15 protein-coding genes are annotated in these 22,421 nt (G+C 53.5%); 9 read left to right on the forward strand and 6 right to left on the reverse strand.

Translation table 11 applies throughout. The features are described from left to right. The first annotated feature begins 68 nt into the window (after positions 1-68). From DTL42_RS07980 to DTL42_RS07990, 3 genes are all read left to right on the forward strand, one after another. Positions 69-332, forward strand: a complete 264-nt coding sequence (locus DTL42_RS07980; RefSeq protein ID WP_114368190.1) for a hypothetical protein — start codon at positions 69-71, stop codon at positions 330-332. Positions 333-965: 633 nt separating this feature from the next. Beyond that, complete coding sequence (locus DTL42_RS07985; RefSeq protein WP_199590084.1) at positions 966-4,367, forward strand: S8 family peptidase; 3,402 nt, start codon at positions 966-968, stop codon at positions 4,365-4,367. Positions 4,368-4,619: 252 nt separating this feature from the next. Further along, the gene (locus DTL42_RS07990) at positions 4,620-5,891 is read left to right on the forward strand and encodes a PQQ-binding-like beta-propeller repeat protein (RefSeq protein ID WP_199590086.1); all 1,272 of its coding nucleotides are present in this window, start codon (positions 4,620-4,622) and stop codon (positions 5,889-5,891) included. Positions 5,892-5,941: 50 nt separating this feature from the next. Here DTL42_RS07990 and DTL42_RS07995 read toward each other — a convergent pair whose 3' ends face one another. Further along, complete coding sequence (locus tag DTL42_RS07995) at positions 5,942-6,808, reverse strand: hypothetical protein (protein ID WP_114368191.1); 867 nt, start codon at positions 6,806-6,808, stop codon at positions 5,942-5,944. 431 nt (positions 6,809-7,239) lie between these two features. Between DTL42_RS07995 and DTL42_RS08000 the strand changes: the two genes are divergently transcribed. Then, complete coding sequence (locus DTL42_RS08000) at positions 7,240-7,671, forward strand: hypothetical protein (RefSeq protein WP_114368192.1); 432 nt, start codon at positions 7,240-7,242, stop codon at positions 7,669-7,671. Between the two features lie 188 nt (positions 7,672-7,859). Here DTL42_RS08000 and DTL42_RS08005 read toward each other — a convergent pair whose 3' ends face one another. Continuing rightward, complete coding sequence (locus DTL42_RS08005; protein WP_114368193.1) at positions 7,860-8,231, reverse strand: hypothetical protein; 372 nt, start codon at positions 8,229-8,231, stop codon at positions 7,860-7,862. A 218-nt stretch (positions 8,232-8,449) separates the two neighbouring features. On the opposite strand from DTL42_RS08005, the gene DTL42_RS08010 reads away from it, so the two are divergent. From DTL42_RS08010 to DTL42_RS08020, 3 genes are all read left to right on the forward strand, one after another. After that, positions 8,450-9,379 carry a hypothetical protein gene (locus DTL42_RS08010; protein WP_114368194.1) on the forward strand — a complete coding sequence of 310 codons (930 nt, stop codon included), beginning with the start codon at positions 8,450-8,452 and terminating at the stop codon, positions 9,377-9,379. Between the two features lie 40 nt (positions 9,380-9,419). Continuing rightward, positions 9,420-10,307, forward strand: coding sequence for a hypothetical protein (locus DTL42_RS08015; protein WP_114368195.1), 888 nt, complete (start codon positions 9,420-9,422; stop codon positions 10,305-10,307). A 114-nt stretch (positions 10,308-10,421) separates the two neighbouring features. Beyond that, entirely contained in the window at positions 10,422-11,228 is an 807-nt protein-coding gene (locus DTL42_RS08020) for a TrkA C-terminal domain-containing protein (RefSeq protein WP_114368196.1), read from the forward strand. 66 nt (positions 11,229-11,294) lie between these two features. Here DTL42_RS08020 and DTL42_RS26710 read toward each other — a convergent pair whose 3' ends face one another. Continuing rightward, entirely contained in the window at positions 11,295-12,413 is a 1,119-nt protein-coding gene (locus tag DTL42_RS26710) for a DUF1570 domain-containing protein (protein ID WP_234824121.1), read from the reverse strand. A gap of 229 nt (positions 12,414-12,642) precedes the next feature. Here DTL42_RS26710 and DTL42_RS08040 point away from each other — a divergent pair, with 229 nt between their 5' ends. Beyond that, positions 12,643-13,902, forward strand: a complete 1,260-nt coding sequence (locus tag DTL42_RS08040; RefSeq protein WP_147274205.1) for a hypothetical protein — start codon at positions 12,643-12,645, stop codon at positions 13,900-13,902. Positions 13,903-13,972: 70 nt separating this feature from the next. After that, positions 13,973-15,046 (forward strand): peptidylprolyl isomerase, encoded by a 1,074-nt coding sequence (locus DTL42_RS08045; protein WP_158545282.1) that lies wholly within the window; start codon positions 13,973-13,975, stop codon positions 15,044-15,046. Positions 15,047-15,089: 43 nt separating this feature from the next. Here DTL42_RS08045 and DTL42_RS08050 read toward each other — a convergent pair whose 3' ends face one another. The 3 genes from DTL42_RS08050 to DTL42_RS08060 are packed head-to-tail and all read right to left on the reverse strand — an operon-like array spanning position 15,090 to position 22,407. After that, positions 15,090-16,025 carry a hypothetical protein gene (locus DTL42_RS08050; RefSeq protein WP_114368202.1) on the reverse strand — a complete coding sequence of 312 codons (936 nt, stop codon included), beginning with the start codon at positions 16,023-16,025 and terminating at the stop codon, positions 15,090-15,092. Beyond that, on the reverse strand, positions 16,022-19,759 hold the full coding sequence (locus tag DTL42_RS08055) for a hypothetical protein (RefSeq protein ID WP_114368203.1): 3,738 nt from the start codon (positions 19,757-19,759) through the stop codon (positions 16,022-16,024). The genes DTL42_RS08050 and DTL42_RS08055 overlap by 4 nt, the downstream gene beginning before the upstream one ends. A gap of 44 nt (positions 19,760-19,803) precedes the next feature. Further along, positions 19,804-22,407 (reverse strand): tetratricopeptide repeat protein, encoded by a 2,604-nt coding sequence (locus DTL42_RS08060; RefSeq protein ID WP_114368204.1) that lies wholly within the window; start codon positions 22,405-22,407, stop codon positions 19,804-19,806. Positions 22,408-22,421 lie beyond the last annotated feature (14 nt).

Here is a 22,421-nt window from a genome sequence, read left to right on the forward strand (position 1 = left end):
TGGGCAGTTTGGTATGATAGGGCATCTTTGATACTTCTTGATTCGCTCAACAACTACTAAACCATCCCATGCAATTTCTGCTGCTTCTGGCCGACGCAAAAGACGACTTCAACCAGTACCTAGAAGAGAACCCGGCTGTGTTGGGTGCGCTGGCCTTGGTATTGGGGCTAATGGTTGCTGGCTGGGGAACTGTGTCGCTGATTACCGGGAAGGCACGAGATAACTACGGCAGCAAGATGGAAGGGGCCTGGGTACCGGTGGTTGCTATCATTCGCATCATCTGCGGAAGTGCGGCGGTTGTGTTCGGGATTTATAAGATCGTGTTCGGTTAAGCTAGACAGGGACACCCTTTCTCGGCCAGTTTGCTAGCATCAGTGCTACATCAGGCGACTTCGATTCTCATTCTGCGCTCGATGCTCGATTGCCAAATCGGACCCCGCTGGGCTCTATCTCTCAGTGCGACCACCTACTTCTGGGTTCGTGCTGTCGCCGGATCGCGATGTATCAAAAAATCAACATCGCTGCATAACATCAGCAGCTAGCCGTCTGGTTTGTTTTCTTTTCGCCACAAATGTCGGATTGAGTCGACTTGGACTTGAGCGATTCTGTGGATTTTTTCAGAATCCGTGCCCGCTCGATTTGACGCCAGGGAAGGCGCGACCGATCTTTCCGCAGGAGCTTGCGGAGTGGGCAGAACGCTAGCAAGGATTGCCAGCATCTGTCTTCTTAGAAAGTCTCCTTACTCCCCAGCGTGACGGGCAGCCCAGCTTTTGGCAGCGAAGGTGATCCGCGTCACGCACCTGCTATTCACGGCGTTCGCTGAAACGTGATGCCGTGTTCCTGCTGGCACGCAGCAGCCGGGCCCCAGGCAATTTCGGGACGGCAAGCGGCGACCAGCAAGCACTTGTCCAAAACCGTCGGTCTGGGTGGAACCTGACCGGAAGGTGAATTGTAGGAGCAGTAAGGTGGGAAGTTCCGATAGCGATAGCCCAGAGGCATGTTCTCGGCTGGCAAACTGGTTGCGTCACCTGACATCGAATCCCAATCGTCTAACGAAAAGCCCTCGTCGTAAGAACAAACGCTCGGCCCACCAATGCGCGATCGAATCGCTCGAAGTTCGCAGCATGATGGCGGCCGATATCTCGTCGATTTGGTTCCAAGACGTTTCTGGTAGCGATTTCGAACGCTCTGGCGGAGGTCTTGAGACCGACTCGACCGGTATCACCCAGCAATCAACGCAAGATCCTTACACGAACGACTGGATCGTTCAACTTTCGACAAACGTCGCCAGCCAGATGACGTCTGTTACCCAGGTTGGCGCGCTGCTGGGTGGCAGTGGATTTAACGTAGAAGTGGTCCGTGGCTTGGGGCTGGTCGGGCAAATTCTGGTTCACAGCGAAGGAGCGACAGCGGAACAAGTCGGCGCCTGGTTCAGCTCGCTCGACGCAGTCGCCAACTACGAACTCGACATCGCGTCCGTTTTCAATGTCGCACCCAACGATCCAAGCTTCTCGGCGACTTACGGTTTGAAACAAATCGACGCTCCAGAGGCCTGGGATAAGACCACCGGTTCCGATAGCGTTGTTGTGGGTGTCATCGATACGGGCGTCGATTGGACTCATCCTGATCTGGCTGGCAACATCTGGACCAACCCAGGCGAAATTGCTGGTAATGGAATCGACGACGACAACAACGGTTTCATCGATGACGTGCATGGGTTCGATTTCGCCAACAACGACGGCGATCCGATGGACGACAATCACCACGGCACGCACGTAGCAGGAACGATCGCCGCCCAGGGCAACAACGCACGCGGCGTAACCGGGGTGGCCTGGAACACGTCGATCATGGCGTTGAAGTTCCTTTCGGCCAGCGGAACCGGTTACACTTCCGACGCGGTTCGCGCGATCAACTACGCCACAATGATGCGAAACCAGTACGGCGTAAACATTCGCGTGTTAAACAACAGCTGGGGTGGCGGCGGTTACAGTGCTTCCCTTGATGCGGCCATTCAAGCCAGCGAAGCAGCCGATATTTTATTCGTCGCTGCTGCTGGAAATAACGGCACCAGCAACGACGTCAATCCGCATTACCCCTCGAACTACAATGTCGGCAATGTGATCACGGTTGCCGCGACGGACAAAAACGACAACCTGGCTAGCTTCAGCAACTACGGTGCAAACTCGGTCGATATCGCCGCCCCCGGCGTGGGTATCTACAGCACGATTGCCGGTGGCTATTACGCGACGTTTTCAGGCACCAGCATGGCCTCGCCGCATGTCGCTGGGGTGGCTGCCTTGGCGTTCGCTTACGACCCAGATGCCACGGCTGCCGAAGTGAAAGACGCGATCTTGGCCGGTGGCGATTGGATCTCGGGCTTGGATGGGAAGGTCGCGACGGGGATGCGTCTTAACGCTGCCGGAACGCTGGCCCATTTGAACTCAGAGAGTAGCACGCCTGACCCAGATCCGACGCCAGACCCTGAACCAGTACCGAATCAGGCTCCGACCGTCGGCAGCGTTGCCAGCGACACCGGCACGATTTACCTGGGCGAAACGAGCACCATCACGCTAACGGCTAAGAACGTGGCTGATTCCGATGGAACGGTTTCGCAGGTAGCGTTCTATCGCGATAGCAACGGCAACGGTGTGTGGGATGAAAGCGATGCCCTTCTAGGAAGCGATTCAACCATAAGCGGCGGGCTGGCTACGCTGACGATCAGCAACCCGTTTACCTCAGCCGGAAGCTACAAGATCTTCGCTCAAGCTATCGATAACGAGGGCGCGAAGAGCAACCTGGTGGGAACCTCGGTAACGGTGATTCAGCCTGACGATCATGCCAACACGGCATCTGGGGCCACCCTGATTTCTGTCGGAAGTCCCCTGGCTGGCAAATTGAACTACGGTGGCGACGTCGACTACTTCCGCTTTAGCGCTGAAGCTGGCAAGACGTATGTGATCGATACAAATCACAACTCGTTGTCTGCCTCGGTGCTGACGCTATACAGCAGCAACGGCGCCTCGCAGTTGGCCCAAGATACGAGTAGTGCCGGGACGAAAGTGGTTTGGACCGCCACGACCAGCGGAACGGTTTATTTCTCTGTAAAGGGTGCTGATAGTTCTCAAATGGGGAACTACTCGGTTTCGGTTACCGAATCGTCGCCGTTTAAGCTTAATAGCGGAACGCTGGCGATCTTGGGAACCGAAGGCAACGATAACATCTCGGTGAACTACAGTGGTTCGACGGTTACCGTGACGATGAACGGTAAGTCGTCGACCTTCAATGCCTCGCAGGTCAGACGGATTACCTTCGATGGTGGAGCCGGGAACGATACGGCTACTTTCTACGGAACTTCAAACCGCGAGATTTGGACGTTCCAAGGCGACACCATGAAGGCGACCGGGAGCGGTTTTACTTGGTCGACCATCAACACCGAGAACAACATCGGCCATGCTAGTTCAGGCGATACGGTGCGAATGCTCGACACGGCTGGCAATGATACGTTCAGCAGCAGTTCGACCAAGTTCACCATGAGCGGCACCGGCTACAAGAATGAAGTGAGTGGTGCCCGCAATGTGATGGCCACGGCCAACAACGGTGGCATCGATACGGCGGTGCTGTACGATTCGAGCGGGAACGATTATTTCATCGGTCGCGGTAAAGATGCCTACATGATGACATCAAACTCGACCGTCTCGACTTACGGCTTCGAACGTACGAGCGTTTACAGCACCGGTGGAAACGATCAAGCCTATCTGTATGATTCGGCAGGGAACGATACTTTCAATTCGTACGGCACGTCGAGCGTGCTGAGCGGCCCCGGCTTTGTTAACTCGGTTTATAACTTCTCTCGCGTGACCGCCATGGCGATGAACGGTGGCAACGACGTCGCCACGTTCTACGATACCGACGGGAAGGATACCTATGTCGCGCGGGGCAATCAGGCTTATATGTATGGGGCTGGTTACTACACCATCAGCCAAGGCTTCAGCCGGTCGACGGCCGTTTCGACCAAGGGTGGCAACGATCAGGCGTTCTTCTACGACACGGTCGGCAACGATACCTATTACAGCCGAACAGTTGAAAGCTCGATGGTTGGCCAAGGCTATGCGAACTCGGCACGTGGTTTTAAGAACGTCAACGCTATCGCCACGATGGGCGGGCACGACGTGGCTTACTTGTTTGATACGGCCTCGGACGATCGACTTGTGGCCAGGTCAAACTATGCAGCCCTATATGGAGAAGATTTCTCTAGTTACGCTGCCGGTTTTGACGTTGTGGTTGCCTATTCGACAAGTGGTTCTGACAAAACTTATGTGGGCGACATCGACTTTTTAATGCAATACTTAGGAGAGTGGGACGACTAAGCCAACCTTTTAGTCGACCCTTGATGCTTATCCCTCTGATCTGCCTGACGATAGTTGAGTTTTCCTCACCCCTATGCGGCCTGCCAATCGCCTAGATCGCCCTGATCTGGGCGATTTTTTTGGTTCACGATTTCAATGGCGAAAGCTGCTCCTGAGTTGAAATCGATCGTAGGGCAACGCAGAATAGGCAGAGAATCCTGCCTTGCAATCTCTCCCCCCAAACCAACCCTCGACCTATCGCGGAACAAAACGATGATGCGTTTCGGTATCGTTGGATTTCTTTGCGTTATGCTGCCCGCCGCTGTTTGGGCTGCCGATGCGCGACTAGACGTAGGCGATTCTCACGAAGACTGGCAGTCATGGCGTGGTCCGACAGGAAACAACATTGCCCTTGGCCCACCGGTGCCTACCGAATGGGATGAAGCCAAGAACGTAATCTGGAAAATCCCGCTGGAAGGTCGGGGACACTCTTCGCCGATTTTGGTCGGTGATTGTCTCTATCTGACTTCAGCCGATCAAGAAAAACAAATTACCACCGTGGTTGCCTTTGATAAGCATACCGGAAAACAACTCTGGCAAACGCCGGTTACGCGAGGTGGTTTTCAAACCGATGTTCACGCCAAGAATACGCACGCTACGTCGACCGTGGCTTCCAATGGCAAGCAACTGTTCGCGGTGTTCCTGCAAAATGAAGCGGTGATTCTGACCGCTTTGGATTTAGAAGGGAAGATCCTGTGGCAAATCAACGCCGGACCTTACAAGCCAGAACAGTATAAGTTTGGCTACGCGCCTTCTCCGATGCTTTATGAAGACTTGGTGCTTGTAGCCTCCGAATATGAAGAAGGTTGGCTGGCCGCGTTTTCGCAACAAGATGGCCAACAGCGCTGGCGGATTGATCGGAAGGGAACGTCCTACAGCACACCCATCGTGGCTCCCCTGGCCGGTCGCGATCAGTTGCTCTTAAGCGGGCAAGCGAAAGTCGCTTCATTTGATCCCCGCACCGGCGAACAACTGTGGGAAGTCGACGGCACGAATCTTGCCACGTGTGGCACCGCCGTCTGGGAAAAAGACATGGTCTATGCCAGCGGAGGCTATCCCGCTTCGCCCACGCAAACCGTGGCGATCAAGGTTAGCGAAACACCTGAAGTATTATGGACCAGCCGCGAGCAATGCTACGAACAATCTCTGCTGACGCACGGCGGCTATCTCTACTTGATTAACGACCGAGGAATCTTCTATTGTTTGCACGGACAGACAGGCGAAACCATGTGGAAGCAGCGCCTCGGCAGCCCTGTCAGTTCCTCTCCTTTGCTAAGCGGTGACAACATCTTCATTGCCGATGAAAAAGGGAACATGTACGTCCTCAAGGCAAATCCTGAAAAGTACGAGTTCGTCGCCAAGAACCAACTCGGAGACGAAACGTTCGCCACGCCGATCGCCAGCCAAGGACGCCTGTATGCCCGCTACGCCGATAGCTCGTCCGGAACCCGGCAAGAGTATTTGATCTGCATCGGTAACCAATGATCGTTCTTTTTCCATGCACAACACCAAGCGATCGGTGTGACATCGCTTGCTTACTGCATCTTGAAGAAATCGTCGGTAGGTTGGTGTTCAACCTCGGTGAGAGGTGCTTCCTGACAGGAGGCAGAGGGCTGCTCGGGACGGTTCCAAGCTTGAATCAGGGTGGGAAAGGCCCAGCGTAAAGGGATGAACGTGCCCCAAGCCAGGGCGACTTGAGAGAAGTGGGTGTAGTACAACAATTCATAGTCAGGATCGGCGAGACCAAGCAGTAAGAAGAGTTGCTTTTCTAGGACAGGCAGCACGGATAACAGAATCAGCATCACCAAGCTCGCGATGCCTCGGACTTTCCAACCGGTGGCCAAGATCGGTAGCCCGGCTATCGTCAGGAAAATGCCTGTTGCGAGCGAGAACGTGAGGAATTCGCCTCCATCTAGGCCAAACCAGGTTTGCCAATCCAGCAGGTCGTTCACCAAGATGGTCCGCAGCACGGCCAGGGCAAGCGCGATCAGGCAAGTCGCGACGATAATTTCCCACAACGCAAAGCGAACCTGCCAGCCATGCCAGCCTGGGAAGTAAGCGGCAATACATCCGAGTCCCAGCGTGCCCAAAGCCACGCTCGAAAGTGTCGTCGCGTAGGCGGGGGCCAGCACCATCGGGTGAACATCCCAAGCCTGCAAGCCTATCGTCAAGAGCGTGCAGTAACCAACGATGGTTACCAACAGCCGCAACCAAGCACGCTGGCTTCCCACAACCAACCAGAAGCCAAGCACACCCATATCGGCAAACGGTATGACAAGAAGGTAAACAAACTCGTAGTCAGGCAGCGGATAAGGAATTGCGTCTAGCAGGATGCCGTACGCCACCACATGCACCAACAACACAAAGAGGATTGCCAGCCAGTTTTTGTAAATTCCAAACACACAAACTACCTTGAAGTTGGGATGGGCACACCGTTTACCAATCTACCTAACCTGACATAGCCTGATGAAATGCTGTGGGACAAATGAGTTGCTTTTGGCAATTTGTCACGTGATATCCGCTTGTTTCGGCTGCATAAAAAAGGGGGACCAGGGGTTGTCCAAAAAATTAGCAATCATGATTTTCTGTGCTTTGCTGTTAAGCATTGCTCATAAAGCCGAACGAAAATGATAGTGGAACTGAAGTCAGATAAGTCAAGTCTCCCTTAGAGTTACGACCATCTGTCGGTAACCCGTTTGACCAATTGGCATAGGTTTCGCATAGGGTCGAATGTCTGCATTCCGGAATGCGAACGAAAAATCAGAACTCTCCGCTCCGTGAACGGAATTCGCGGAACTCTCCGTATCCAACGAATGGCAAATGGGAGACGAGTATGACCTCGTTCGTCGTCGCATCCATCTTATCGATGGCATCGCTGGGGGCTTCTCCAGCCGAAACAGATCTGGTCGATCATGTCGACCTAATCGAAATCAATCACTTGTACGACCTCCAAGGTCGACACGTAATCGATCAACTTATTTTCTACCAATGGGAAAGTGCTTCCCAACGTTTTCAGGTCCGTGCTTGGCGGCTGTTGAAAACAGATGATCAGCTTCCACGTAAGTCATGGAACCAAGATAAATTCATCTGTCATTGGCGCGATTTGAATGTGTATCGAAAAGTTTACGCCGACAACGTACGGGAAACTTGGACCACATCCGATCCGGAAGTATTGGAAAGAAACATGCTGCCGATCGAGAAACGCAGCGAACTAAGTCAACCAGATTACACTTCAACCCGTATGGCTTTGGCCAACCAACCGTAACAAGATCAAGACAACCACGCACTTCACAGCGGCAGGGGCATAGGTCGGGTGATTTGCGGAAGAGTGTTGGGTGTGCCAACGTGGTTTCGCCTGCGATTTTCATCTTCGACACTGCCGTTTGCTCGTCAGTTTCCTAGATGACAATCCCAGCGTCGAAACCGGACCCACGGAAACGAACGCCTCGGTTTTTATCGCCGCCGCCGTTTCCGAAAATCGGAGAGCTGAATCTCTGGATCTTCTTCTATTTCTCTTTCGTAACGGAGATACCTCCGTTCTAGCACATGCCCGACCCAACCGGCGTAGCAAAACATGGTAAGCCCGACCAGGACGGCAACTGCTTGCATCCAATAAGCCAGCGGGACGTAGCACAGAAACACGATTCCTAAGATAGGCAACACCAAGCAGGGCAGGGCAGTCCAACGGGCAATCCGTTCGCTGGTGGTTTTGGCCGGCAAGAACAAGCCCGCCATAGCGCCGTAAAGAAAACCGCTCAACGAATCGAGTGCGTCAAACGAGTCGTAGCTATCGTCTCCCTGATAATCAGGCCCAAAATAAGTCATCGTACGGTGTTGAATCGCTTCCGAGGGTAGCTCTACCGAGTTGCTTAGCTTTTTGATCGTCGTGCTTACTATTGTATCAAGTCGAGTGATTCTCGATTATCTTTTGCTTGACCTCCTCATGAGATTCGCAGCTGCGAGGTATTTATTTTAAAATCCATCGTGGCGTCTTGGCAAAGCAAACGAGCTAACTCGTATTTCTTGCTCGCACGATGGAAGTAATGTGTACTGAAGCAAATTCGGAAGAGCCTCAGGACGGCATGGTTGGTCTGGACGAGTTCCCACCGTCGACCGAGCCAGAACGCCCGATGATTGGGGCTATCTTGTTTGTTTTTCTCGGGGCGGAAGCATTTGTTTTGGTCCTCACCCACGGCTGGGATAATGTGGTCCCGCTGGGTTTCCGCCTGGGCCAAGTTGGCCTGCTTGGTTTTTGGTTGGCCTGTGGTCGGGCCAGGTGGTGGCTGCGATGCATTGCGGTTGTCGTGGCGATTCCTCTGTTGGCAATGCACGTGCTCCGAAATGGTGGATACATCATCTTTATTTTGGCATTGGCGGCCTTGCTCATTACGGGGCTGACGTTTGGATTACGTTTGCTGGTCTCGCTGTGGTGTCGCGAATCGAACGAGCATCAGACGATTTCGCTAAAAGGGATCTTCGTTGCGATGATTGCCGCTGCGTTATTTTTTCTTGTCTTGCGGATACTCTCGACGCAGTTTTTCGGTAATTCAGTAATTCGACTTGTTAAGACGGTCACTCAATACACCATCCTTGGGATGACTTTAGTGGTCCAGTGTGCGGTGCTATGGGCGAAACCAACATCGTTTCATCGCTGGTGGGCTTGCGGAGGAGCTTTTGCTTTCCTTGCCTTCTTGGGTTCGTACTACCTGCAGGAAATATTCGAGGGGTATGCTCTCATTAATGAATGGCTGTCCGTTTACGGTATCGGAGTGATTTCGCTGTGGATATTCACCTATCCGTTAGATTGGGCTTTACGTGAAGTCGGTTGGTCGTTGGTGCAACCTAATTGGCTTGTCACCGTACGGCAGCAGCGTGCCAGAGCAGGACGACCCGAGACGAAGGCCTTGGGGACAATCCCAGCCGAAATTTCTCATTCCACGAACGAGGCTGTTGATTTCGACGATATCCATTAAACTAGGAAAGGTTGTTTCACCGCGAACTTGAACGCACAAAATGGCTGACGAACTTTCCCAAACCTGGTTGCCAACTTTGCCAGAAAACCCGCTGGAGAAGCGGGCCTGGGATACTGCGCCGACACGCATGTATCTGCAAGCGTTGATGCTCATTATGTTGAGTTCGGCGATTACGGTTGGGTTGTTCGGTGACGAGTTCTGGTTTTTAAGCCAAGAGTTTCGCTTAGCCTTGGCAGGCATCGCCGGGTTTTACGTGGGCTGTGGTTCCGGCAACTTCGGCAAACGCTTGATGGTTAGCTTTTTTGCGACGATCGTTTTAGGACTTCGGCCACCCAACTTTCCGAACGAGCCCCTGCAAGACCTGGGGCTGGTGGTGATTGCCACTGCGTTGGCAAGTTTAACTGCGGCGATCCTCTTTGCGTGGGCCGACTGGCAGAAAGAATCGCTGCCTCGGTTTGCTTGGCTGAAGCTATTGGTGTTGCTGGGCTTGCTCGGCGTTTTATTGAGCGGAGCAAATCATCGTTTCGCTGGCATGCCACCGGAAGCGGCCTACCGCGAAGGAGCGATTCTGATTGGCCGAGGTGCCGTGTTCGCCCTGGCGGTCGTGCTGCAATTGTTGCCACTGCGTGCTAGCACCTTGTTACGGATGATCCCTTACGTGATCGTCGCGTTAGTGGCCTTTGGCTCGGCCCCGGCGGTCGACGGATTGGTACGAAACCTCGATGGTGCCCACGGCTTGTGGGAGACCAGCAACGTGTATCGCCTCAGCTTGGCTTGCGTCTGGCTGATAGGCTATCCGCTGCACTTTGCCCTGGGGGCATTAGATATTCGCTTGGTCGATCCTTGCTGGAAACAATCGATCCCGAAGCAGGAATCTCACCGCGAAGAATTCGAGCGACTCGCCGAGAGTCGATTCTCGCTGCATTAGCAACCCCTTTATCTAGCAGCCGAAATACTGAACGTCTGGCGCGGCGTTTGCTTACTAGTACAGAGTAAGCATTCTTAAAGAATTTCACACCAATACGAGGTGAAATAGAGCGTTATGGCGTCATTTCTTCCAATACTCTCATTATTGTTGGTCATCGTGATCTCGTTGATGGTCGTCCGCGTGGCAACGATCGCCTTGGTGCTGACTGGCATATCTCACCAGTTGGCTCAATTTCAAGCACGTTCCGCATTCACTGGTTCCGGTTTTACCACTTCGGAATCAGACCGCGTGGTTCAGCATCCGGTGCGGCGCAAGATCATTATGATTCTGATGCTTCTGGGGAACGCAGGGATTGTGACGGCGGTTAGTTCCTTGATGCTGTCCTTCGTCCACACTAGCAGCGAGACGCCTGCCTATTGGTGGCTGCGAGTTGTGTTTTTGGTGGGTGGCGTTTTGGTATTGTGGATGATCTCGCGAAGTCAGTGGGTCGATAAGCGGTTGAACCAAGTGGTAGAGATGGCGCTTCGTCGTTGGACCGATTTGGAAGTGTGCGACTACTCGAACTTGTTACATTTGGCACACGGCTACACCGTGATCGAGATGGAAGTCCAAGAGGAAGACTGGTTAGCCGGACAAGAATTGGTCGCGCTGCGATTGTCGGAAGAAGGGGTCTTGGTCTTGGGTGTCGAACGCCCTGGCGGCATCTATCTGGGCGCGCCCCGAGGTTTCACCAAATTGCACGCCGGAGACACCGTCATCATGTACGGCCCGAGCGATATTCTGATGAACTTAGACGAACGCCGGGCAGGCTCCTCAGGAAACTGGGACCACCACAAAGCCGTCGATCGCCATCTACAGGTCAAACGCGAGCAGGAAGAAATTGAACGGACTACCGAGCAAGAAGAGCCCGTTACTTCATAATGACGACGTTGCCGACTTATCAGAGGCAACGAAAGGAAATGCCTCGTCTCATCGAATCTACTTAGGCTACAGCTTAGTGGGTGCCTGTTGGATGTAACGCAGGAAGTACGATTCCAACAGATTCAGATCGGCTCCGAACGCATTTTGGAAATCTTCTACACGCTGTTCGGCCGTATACGGTTCGCCTGCTGGGCGATTGGCAACGGTTTGCATGTACTGGGCAAATTCGCGGGGACGCGTTTCAATTAAGTAGAAGGCCAACGCCCAACCTTCGCCATAAGCCGTGCTGGGACGCTGACGATATGCGTCGTCGGTGGCGATAAACTCTTGCAGCGAATTCGGTTGTCGTTGCGTTTTCATGTACGATAGAAACTCGCTCATGCGAGCTTGGTTCAGGCGTTCACGAAACTGAGGATGATTGCGCGAGTCCCACACGCCAGGGGCCTCGAACATGGTAGCCAAACCTTCAACCAGCCATTTCGGCTGACGAGAGTAACGGCTATGGACACCGGTGTTAAAGGCCGTTTGATGGGTGGCTTCGTGGATGATGGTAGCTAGGTTCTCGCCCCATAGCGGATGATTGGGATCTCCTCGGGTCACATCGTACAAGGCAACCCGATTGGTTCTAGGCGAGTAGTAACCGACGACACCTTTGCTAACCCGCATTCCTTCTGCCGCAGCGTATTTTTGATAGGTTGGAAAGTCGGGGAAAACAATCGCCACCAACGGAAATTCATTTCGCTGTAGCGGGATATTCCGGGCGGTGAAATATTGGTGGAACGAGCGATAGAGTTGCTCGAACTGATTGGCCCAACGCTCCTTTGCCCCAGCCGGGTGAACCACCAAGTAGCTGCCGGTTCCACTTACATCGAAGCCGCGGCCAAACTCGTCGAGCAGCTTTCTCCGCAGTTCATTTTGCGGCAGAGGTTGAAATGGTTGGGCAAGTCGCGCAAAGTTGGTGGCATCTTCTGGGGCGAAATCCCAGAGTTGCCCATCTCGACCCAGCATGATGACTTGCTGCTCGGAAGCGATGACTGGCGTTGCCTGGATCGTTTCGTCCTGCAAATCGAGCTGAATCATGACTGGGTAGGTTTGCCCCTGAGCCAAGATATTCGGGGGAAAAAATGCGGAGTAAACGACCACAAACAAAAGGGTTAGGGCCGAATCAATGCGTACTGCTAGCATGGCAATTGCTTGGGGTTTCAGAACAGTTGGCGTTTACCTTATCCCTAAGGTTAGCTCACCGTTGATAAACTCACCCTGCGTCCGAGGGGGAAACTTTCGAAGATTTCGCTGGATTCAGATGCCAACAACCTCTAGAATGGAGCCTACCTCATCTAAAAATAACCTTATCTGGAAGAATTCTCTTACCCTTTTCATGGACGCGTTACGAGTCGTAGTATGGGTGGGCCTAGTGTTCGCGCTAGCGGGCCCTATTTTCGCGCAAGATGCAGAGCCAAGTTTGTCCGATCAGGTAAAAGCCTGGGTGCGGCGACTCGACTCTGACACACTTGAAGAACGCGCTCGCGCTGAGCAGAAGATTATTGAACTAGGGCACGAGTCGCTCGACTTTCTTCCCCAGGTAAAACCGAACACGGCTGCTGAAACCAAAGCCCGCCTGCAGCGGATTCGTACCATTCTGGAAAAAGCCCGTGCTGATAACGCCGCCAAGGCGTCCAAGATCACGCTCTCGGTGAAGGACAAACCATTTACAGAGGTCCTGGCTGCAATCCAAGAACAAACGGGCAATCAACTGGTCGACTTCCGCCGCAACTTCGGCCAAAACGCTGATGCGACCAAGGTTACCGTCGATTGGAAAGAGGTTCCGTTTTGGGAAGCATTGGACGAGTTGTTCGCCCAGACCGGGCTCGAAGCCTATCACTATGCCGGACAGCCTGGGGTGTTAGCTTTCGTCGGACGGCAAGCAGCCACAAACGAAAAGAACCCGCTAGTACGGACCAGCGAGATCTTCCGTTTCGAGCCAACCCGGATCGAGTCGTTTCTGAATCTTTCGAATCCAGAACAACGCGGCACGTTCATGAATCTGCAAGTTGCCTGGGAACCTCGCTTGACGCCGATTGTCATCAAGTTGCCTTTAGATCAACTTCAGATCGAAGATGAAAACGGAAAAAGTTTGGTATCCGGCGCCTCAGAAGGTTCGCTGGATACCGAAGTGCTTCAAGGTGTTTCGGCGGTCGACATTCAACTTCCCTTGGGTGGCGTCGATCGGACATCTCAGAAGATTGCCAAGATGAAAGGGCAGATGGTCGCCTTGCTGCCTGGCCGTGTCGAGACGTTTACTTTCGATAAGTTAGAAAAAGCCCGTAACGTGAAAGACGAACGCGGTGCGATTGAAGTCATCTTTGAAGCGTTTCGGCCCAATGGTGACATTTACGAAGCAAGTATCATGCTGCGAGTTCTCAACGAGCAAGGAGCGCTCGAATCGCATCGCGGCTGGGTATACAACAACGAGGCATACCTGAAAGGTCCTAACGGGGAACGTGTCGACATCGCCGGATTTGAAGAGACATACCGCGACGTTGATACCGTTGGACTTTCTTACAAGTTTGTATTGGAACGAGAAGCGAGCGATTACGAGTTTGTCTATCGATCACCGGCCTCGATTATTTCGTTGCCGATATCGTTCGAGTTAACGGATATTCCGTTGCCCTAGCCGATGACCACACTTCCCGCGAAAGATGGCCATCTTGGCAATGGAACAAGACATCATTGAGAGCAAGCTTATGTTGTCCAAACCTTGTATCGGATCCCCCACGTTTATCCTGGTGATCATCTGTCTGATGGTGTTGCCAGAAGCTGCCAACGATGAGAGTTTGTCTGACGATTTAGAGTATTCTTCAGGACCTAGCAATTTATCTGAAGAGATCTTAGTTCATCCCACAACCGGTGCGATTGTACTCGCCAGCGTAAATAATGTGCCGGTTTACGATGTTGAAGTGCAGCGATATTTGGACAGGCTCGATGTCTTTCAAGGGCTACCAGAATCGACGCTTCAGATTTACCGTTCTGGCGTGTTGTCGCAGTTGGTTCGCCAGCAAGGCGTTTTTTCTTACTTGCAAACCACGGATTATCGTGCCACAGAGCAAGAGGTGAATCTGGCCTTGGCCGAAGTCACAAAGACATTAGAAGCACGTGGGCAATCGCTCGACGCGTTCCTGGCTGCCGGCAAGGCGGACAAGGCCATGTTGCGACGAAACCTCGCCTGGAAAATCGTGTGGAATCGTTACCTCGATAGCTATCTAACCGAAGTCAATTTGCGCCGCTACTACGAACGTCACTATGCCCAGTTCGACGGCACGACCCGGCGCGTCGCCCAAATTTTTCAAGGTGATCCGAGCAACTCAGATGATTTCGAGTGGGACAGAGCATTCCGAGATACCGTGCTGATCCGTGATCGAATTCAGCAAGGGGAACTCAAATTCTCGGACGCGGTCAAACAGTATTCTAACTCCCCCAGCGCGGCCGATGGTGGCGATTTGGGATGGATCGGATATCACGGCCCACTCGATCCAAGAATACACGAAGCCGCCTACTCGCGCCCGGTCGGTAGCATCGTTGGCCCCATTCAGACACGGTTTGGCATTCACCTCTTGTACATTATGGAAGAGAAACGAGGGACAGCCACATGGGAAGAGATGGTCGACGACATCCGGGCCGCCGCCGCCTCTTACTTGTTTGCGAATGTCGCCGAAAAGTACCTGTCCGATGCAAGGGTCTTCTACTTTGGAGAAGAAGAAGCCAGTGAAATGGATCCCACGCTTGTCCACATGTTCCACAAAGAATTCGTTGCACCGTAACCCGTTTTAGAAACGAATTATCGAGCAAGCGGAGACCGGGCTGCTAAGGCTCGACCCAGTTGCCGTCGCGGTAAACGCACTTTTGGGGATCGAAGTCAGTTCCCTTCCGCAACGAAAGCACCGGAAGTGATTGCAAGAAGCTATCGTCCAGATAGTAGCCCCACTGAGGCTGCATGACTGCTCCGGTCTCGCTCGAACTAAGTTCGTACTCGGCTGCCACGAGCTTCTGTAGCATGTAATTAGGAACTATCCCAGACTGGCAACCAGGGCACGTCCCATTGGCCAGGTCAAGACACTCTTCCGGGGTTATCTTGTTGGTGCCTTGGCGCATCGCGGCTTGAAGTTCCTCGCTGCGAAGTCGCTGCTTAGCATCGCTGCGTTTGGATTGCCGCAAAAGGTGAAACACTTCGATTACCTGGGTACGCTGTTCTTCGTCGAGAGGCACACCATTGGCATCGTTTTTCAACGCGGCCCCTTCCAGCAACGCAACATCGTGCTCTGCTCCTACCAAATAGGCAATCGCACGAAGTTGACGCACACCTTGCTGATCTTTCATCAGTGGCGTCATGCCCAGTAACGCACTACGCCCTTCTTTCGCCGGATCGAGGTAAGCAGCAATCAAAAACAGCCGCATCGCCGTTTCAACAGCGTCTGGGTCGGACTTCTTTTCGACCAGCTCTTCCGCGTATTCTCGGTAGGCTTGAGGGTTGTCGGGGGAAAGCTGTTCCAAGCGACTCGGGTTGACTGGTTGCAGCAACAGTTCAATCTGCGCACGACTAATCGTACGAAGGATTTCCTCGCCGTCAGGCGTCTTTAGGCGGAGCTCGATCGTCTTGTCGTCGGAAGATTCAAGATGCCCCGCAATCGGCTCTTTTTCTCCCTTTAGATAAACGACTGCTGCGAAGAGGTGGCTCGACAACGGTAGCCAAGCGAGGAACGCCACAGCCAACAGTTTTTGAGTTTGCAAGCTGCGAATCATACGGCACCTCCGGACAGTTCCCAGAATTTAACCAACGCCATCTCACCACTGCGAAGCTGTTCAAGAAGGTTTGACGCGGTAGCATCTTGGGTTTCGAGTTGTTCTAACAGTTTCTCAAGGGGAACTTTCAACTGAGGGCGTTCCTTGCCCAGCCGTAACGCCAGCAGCTTCAACCACACCCGTTGCCGTATGGCCATGCTGGCTATGGGGGAGTTGCCTAGGTAATCCAACGCAATTTTCTGACGGGTGATGTCCTGTAACTGCGATGTTTCGTCATCAGTAAGTGCCATATCGCTGATTCGGTTTTGTTCCAACTCGATCAGTTGATCGGCGATTGCGTCTGGTAATTCGAGGCCTGATAACTGCTCGTTAGCAATGCCTTCCAGTTGCGCGTGCCGACGATAGTAATCGACCAAATGGGAAGCCGCATCATTTGCAACTTTTGCCGAGAGGCTATCAGGGCTAGAACTTTGGTTGCCCAAGCTGTCTAGCGCGTGCCGCAAAAGGATGTTGCGAAACTCAATGCGGGCAGTACGGACCTCGTTGAATGGGACGGTCTCGCCCAGCAAGGCGCTGACAATCTCTTGCAGATCGTCTGCCGCACGACGGGCATCGGGTAGTTGATCGGCCATGGCCAGCTTGAAGGTAGTCCAATGCGAAAACGCGCGGAACCCTAGCTGAAGTTGGCTTTGCTCGGCCCGTGGCTTCGGTGCCAGAATGTATTGGGCGAGTTGGGATGCGGTTTCGTAATCGACATCGTTGACGTCGCCTGCTAAGACGCACAGTTCACGATAGTTGTCGATGCGGCTAATAGGGTTTTTGGCTTGGGCGAGCCGCGCAATGAGTGCTTCTACTTTCGAAAGGGCTGCCTTCGCAGCCGTAGAAACCGTCTTGCCACTATTGGAATCGTCTTCTAGTTCCGGCGCACCTTGGGTCAGCATTTCCTGAAAAATACGTTGTCCCATGTCCCCTTTTTCGGCCGCGTGCCCCAAGACCGACAGAAAACCCAGCGTGGTGACCTCATTCACCAGCATGTTTGGTGGTATGTCGCTAGGGACATCCCAGGAGTAAACCGAGGCCCGTTGCGAGAACATGCGTTGCATCTCTCCGTCGCTGGCGGCGATTGTATCAAGCCCAAGCTCGGTGCGAACCAACGCCGCCGATTGCACCGGATCGTCGGCATCGAGCCCGCGACCAATCCGCTGAGAGAGCATCGCGGCGAGTTCTTGCTGGATGTTCCTATCCTTCAACGACTGAGAAAAAACATCTAACAGCGGCAAGATTTCAAGGGCGTTGGGAGAATCGATCACTGCTTGAACAAGAGGCTGGTACGCTTTCCAGTCGCCGGTCATTTGAGCGAGAATAACAGGGGCAAGGCTGCTATCCTTGGCTGTGATTTGATCTGGTCGAAGATAGTGCTTGGCGGCCTTAGAAACGGCAGCATGTTGTGCGGCTGCCAAGTTCGGATCTGTTTTTGCCAAGGCATGAAGTTTGCGATACTGATCGCCCACGATTTCGTTGATTGTCAATTCCAATGGTGCAATGGAGCCGGAATAGTTGATACCTAGCTGCCGGGCGATCTTATCAAGGAACGCATCTTTGCGAACCGCAGGCAGCGCCGTTTGACCTGCTGCCAAGGTGCTGAGGTAGGCCTTTTCCAAACGCTGATCCGGCGATATGGCTGCTGCCGAGTTGGCATCTGGCAGCGAAATTCCTGTCGTCAGTTCTTCCGCAATCGCAGCCACCGCATCGTCGCTCGGCTCGTCCCGAACCAGGTCCACAATTGCTTTACGGATTGCCAATTGCTGCGCTTCTGCTTGATGAGCGATTGAAGTGGTGACCAACTGCCGAATTAGTTCCCGATAGGCACTAATTCGGCGTTTTTCGTCCGTAGTGCAGGTCGCCGTCAGCGATTCTTGTAGTGATGGTTCCTGCTGATAGATTTCAAGAAGGGCGAGCGAGAGCTGTTCGCTCCACCATGGTTGCCGCTGCCAGACCGGTTTCTGCGGCACTTCGGGGACCGGTTCGATATTAGTAGCGTGAGGATCCGTCGAGTCTACCGAGTGATTGGATGCCGTTAAATTGGTGAGCGTCGGCGTCCCTTCTGGCAGTTTGGAATCGACATAAAGAACGTAAAAGCCACCACCCACCAGCAAAGTAAAAAAGGCAGTAAAGATTAGCACCACTTGCCGCTGTGTGCGGTGCTTCTTACGAGTGAACTCCGCGACACGTTGATCGATCAATTGTTCGCAGCGGCCAGGAGTCAGTCCCCACTGTTCTCCCTCGGCCATCAACCGTTGCCGGTTTTGAATGGAAAGAAACTGTTCTTCCAGCATGATATCGTCGACAAGAGCACTGACATGCGATTTGGCCTGTTCAACGGTAACCAACCGCAGATCTTCTTCCTGCAGCACTTCGCGCAGTGTATGCCAGGCCAGTTCTTCGCCGATGCCGTGCATGTCGACACCGATTTGAACCAGCTTTTGTGCCAGGGAAGCAATGACAATGCCATGAGCGATCGCTTCCAGCTTGACCCGCACGAATTCTCGATAGGAACTGGCCCGCTGCTGAAGCCGGGCGTCGACTTCGTTCTTTTCGGTTTGTCTTTGAATAGAAGCGAGGGCCGCATCGCGTTGTTCATCGCTCAGCCCCAGATCGTTGGCGACTTGGGCGATCATGATACGTGTCAGTGAGTTCACGCCTCCCTGACCGGCAATGATGGCGGCAGCCCGCTGTTGAAAGTCGACCAACAGTTCTTCTGCTGCCGGCTCGTTGCCAGGCTGCTCGGACTTTTGTTGTTCCGAGAGAAGCACATAACCCTGGTTCTCGGCCACCTCCAACAGGAGATCGCGGGCCAGAACTTCGCTCAGGCCAAGTTTCGCGGTTCCCTCATGAATTAACTTCTCTTCACGCCGTTGGTTAACCCGTTTGGTCGGCAGCGCCTCGAGGGCCTTCTTCAAATAGTGGGTATAAAGGCGGCTCGGTGAATGCCGTTTCTTCCGCTCTTCTATCTGCCTGACTTCCTCTTCTTCTTCCTCTTGAGCGGCATTCGGAACCGTTTCTTCAGGTTGCAGAAGATCGCCTACCGAGCTCGCATCGAGCGACTCAGGCGATGTTTGTTCGGCAGGAGGTGATGGGGTGAAATTAGGGTCTTCCAGCTTGCGGAACAGTTCACCCCGTACGGCGTGCGGAATCAGCAGTTGGTCGGCCAGAAAATTAAGCCGAGCCAACGAACGTTCGTTCCAGCCCTGTTCGTCGGCCAAGACCAATCGCGCTTGCCGCACAAACTGGTACAGATCTTGAGGACGAACGCCAGGCAGTTCATACGCCTCATTTAACTCAGAGGAGAGGAGTGTTTCATCCGCCGAGTTGGTATCTTCTACGATGGTCGAAGCGATCGCACTTTCTGCAAGAACCTCTGGCGGGAAAAGCTCGTCGTCGTTCGAGCGAGCAGAGGGCTGCTCGGCGACCGACGGCTTGGACGGTTGCTGGGAGGCCTGACTTGACTTCTCGGACGAGACATTGCGCGGGGCGCCAGGCGGAGACGAATAGACCTGATACATGGCCTCCTGAAATTCGTCTCGGTTTAAGCCAAACTGATAGGCGAGCGCAGGCAGAGCGCTGGGATCGAGCCCACCGCGTGAAGCTAAATACGCTTCCGCTTCTCGGACAAACGCCTCGATTCGCTGTTGGCGGCTGTCATCGTAAGGTGTGGGGGATGAACCTTGCGCCATTCCAATGTTGGGGTTATGGGAAACAAAATGATTTAAGAGCCAGATCAGCCAGAGATCTGTTGGGCGACCGCTTTTATTTTATCGCGCCACGGGGCCAAACCCCAATCAGGGTGCAAAAGCTGGAACTGTTCTAGGACCGCTTTGGCTTGGGCGGGGTCGATTTGCTGCAAGCAAGCCAACTGATAATACTTGGCCTCGAACCAATCTTCGCTCCCTTTGTCGAGTCCGACTAGCAGGGTTCGCCATTTATCAACGGCGGTTGTGTAGTTACCCAATTTGAACTCGACTCTTCCCAGCCGCTGCAAATATTCCTGCTCGGTAGGGTAGGCTTCGATCAATGCACGCAAATAGGTTGCTGCATCGTTCCACTTGCCCAGCTTTTCCGCAAATTCGGCTGCTTTCGAACAGGCCACTTTGGCGTTCTTGCTTTGCTGGATGGCTCCCGATGTCGATCCCAGATGCTTGAGCAGACGCTTGTAAATGGTAAATCCTTCTGCTAACAGCTCTTGCCCAGGCGAGTTGGTTGCCGCAACTAAACGATCGATCTCGAGAGCCCGAATAATTAAGGCGGTTTGTTCGTAAGGCGTACCGGGAGCATTGTCTAACAGCCACTTGGTGTGTTCGGTGACCTCGCCAGTTTGTTTTTGTTCGCGGGCTAAAAGCAAAGCTTGATAGTGGTAATCAACCCAGGCTCGGTCTTCCTGAGGAAGCCGTTCGACCAACTCCTTCGCCTCGCTAATGCTGCGACTGAAGAGAGACGAGTCGAGCAAGTCTTTGCGGGCCAGATCGGCTACGTTTAAAAGGCAACGAACGACCCCAGAGATTTGCTCAGGTGGGGCCGAATCGGGTTGAAGTCTTGTTTGCAGGTCGGCCACGACCGCTTGAAGCTGGCGAGCGAGTTCTTTCTTTTCCTCTTCGGAAGCAGCTTGATCGATCTTCTGTCGCAACAAATTACAAAGGTCGAACTTGGCCGACCAAAAATTGGCATCTGAGGGCTGAATACTTTGTAATTGCCGAATGGACGAGGTCATCGAGCCGCGCGACTGCTGAAGCTTGGCGATAAAGTAATCGGCTTTTTGGGCGTAGGCATGCTCAGGGAAGGCCCGTTTTAAGTCCTCCAGCACTTCGATGGCCCGTAACCCGAACTGAGGCTGATCTTTGGCCAGCGTTTGATACGAAATAAAGCTCATCCAGGCGGCTTCTGCTGCTTTGCCAGGATTCGGTCCACGGAGGCCAACCACGGCGTTTTGAAAACTTTGTCCCGCTTCCAAATATTCGCCTAACCGATAGAAACACCAAGCAAGCGTATAACGGCACTCGCTGGCGGAAAAAAGATCGTCCTTCGCTTCGGGAGCAGCGAGGGCTTTCGTAAGCTCGGCTTGAGCCAAACGATACTCGGCCTCGGACATGGTCTTTTCGGCTTCGGCAAATTTGTGTTGTCCGATCAGCCACAGCATGTAGAAATTGGGAGTCTCTTCCAATTCCACATGGTACTTGTCCATCAGTTGAATCGCGGCAGAGTGATGCCCCAACTTGGCCAGGCCAACTAACCCCAGCACGCCCATTTCATATAGCTGAGGGTTGTTCTCTTGGCCCCGCAAGCCGGTATCGGCCAGCAACACGCACAAGCTCGTTTTGCCTGGCGAAGTCGCGCCTTGATACCCTTCGACGATCGATTTGGCGATCTCCAACGCTTGCTCTTCTTTGTGTGCATTGAGCAAACCTCGGACGTACCAATAGTCGGACTGATCGATAATCGCAGCGCTGGTGGGGCCTGATTTCAACAGTGTGAAACAACGCCGGGCGTCGGGAAGGTCGTTGTCCAGAATCTCGGCCAAAGCCAAGCCTATCAAAGCCCGGGCTCGCCATTCTTGTTGCAAACCCATGCGGTTGGCATCGGCTTGTTCGTGCCAGGCCGTGGTGGCTTGAGGATCTTCCACCAGGTTAAGCAGTTGCCGGAACAGGTCGATGGCGATCTTGGTTTGCGGAGACTTGGGAGGTAACTCGTCGACAAGGACCAAGTAGTAATTCGACCACGCCCCAAAGAATGCTGCCCGGCCAACGACCGCTTCCAGTTGTTGGTTCTCTTGCTCTCGTTCGTCCCTTCGCGGGCCAGGTACTAAGTGATCGATCTGTTCGTACTCGGCGTCCACGCGTTTGGCGAGCATCCGATGGAACTCGACCAGTTGCGGGGCGATGTGCGAGAGAATGTCGTGGGCAATCTTCTTCGATTCCTCGTCACTCGGATCGTTCAACCAACGCGAAGCCGCCGATTCGGCTCGATTGTAATCGGCCTGCAGCAGCATCACCTGCAGTTCAGGCGTATCGGCTTGAGGATTCGCCCCCAGAAACTCGTCGACTTGCTCTAAGTAATACTTGGAACGTGCTGCGTCATCCGCATAGTTCATCAATTGCGTGGCATACAACCGCGATACGGTCTCCAGCAGTTTTTCTCGCTGCTTAGGTGGAATCGGACGAAGCAGATACCGCTCGATGAGAAGAATACGTTGGTCGGTTAACTTCAGCTTGCTGAGATATTGATCGACACGATGATACTCTTCCAGCATCCGTTGAGGGTCGCGCGGATCGTGGAAAGGAACGCTTTGGGCCTGGGCCAACGAACCGAGCGCAAGGCCAACCAAGACCACACAGATAATCCGTA

Source organism: Bremerella cremea (genome assembly GCF_003335505.1).
GTDB lineage: Bacteria > Planctomycetota > Planctomycetia > Pirellulales > Pirellulaceae > Bremerella > Bremerella cremea_A.

Coding starts and splice junctions, on each gene's coding strand:
- DTL42_RS08050 (WP_114368202.1), bottom strand. CDS start 16,025: ATGATTCGCAGCTTGCAAACTCAAAAACTGTTGGCTGTGGCGTTCCTC.
- DTL42_RS26710 (WP_234824121.1), bottom strand. CDS start 12,413: ATGCTAGCAGTACGCATTGATTCGGCCCTAACCCTTTTGTTTGTGGTC.
- DTL42_RS07980 (WP_114368190.1), top strand. CDS start 69: ATGCAATTTCTGCTGCTTCTGGCCGACGCAAAAGACGACTTCAACCAG.
- DTL42_RS08010 (WP_114368194.1), top strand. CDS start 8,450: ATGTGTACTGAAGCAAATTCGGAAGAGCCTCAGGACGGCATGGTTGGT.
- DTL42_RS08055 (WP_114368203.1), bottom strand. CDS start 19,759: ATGGCGCAAGGTTCATCCCCCACACCTTACGATGACAGCCGCCAACAG.
- DTL42_RS07990 (WP_199590086.1), top strand. CDS start 4,620: ATGATGCGTTTCGGTATCGTTGGATTTCTTTGCGTTATGCTGCCCGCC.
- DTL42_RS08020 (WP_114368196.1), top strand. CDS start 10,422: ATGGCGTCATTTCTTCCAATACTCTCATTATTGTTGGTCATCGTGATC.
- DTL42_RS08045 (WP_158545282.1), top strand. CDS start 13,973: ATGTTGTCCAAACCTTGTATCGGATCCCCCACGTTTATCCTGGTGATC.
- DTL42_RS08015 (WP_114368195.1), top strand. CDS start 9,420: ATGGCTGACGAACTTTCCCAAACCTGGTTGCCAACTTTGCCAGAAAAC.
- DTL42_RS08005 (WP_114368193.1), bottom strand. CDS start 8,231: ATGACTTATTTTGGGCCTGATTATCAGGGAGACGATAGCTACGACTCG.
- DTL42_RS08000 (WP_114368192.1), top strand. CDS start 7,240: ATGACCTCGTTCGTCGTCGCATCCATCTTATCGATGGCATCGCTGGGG.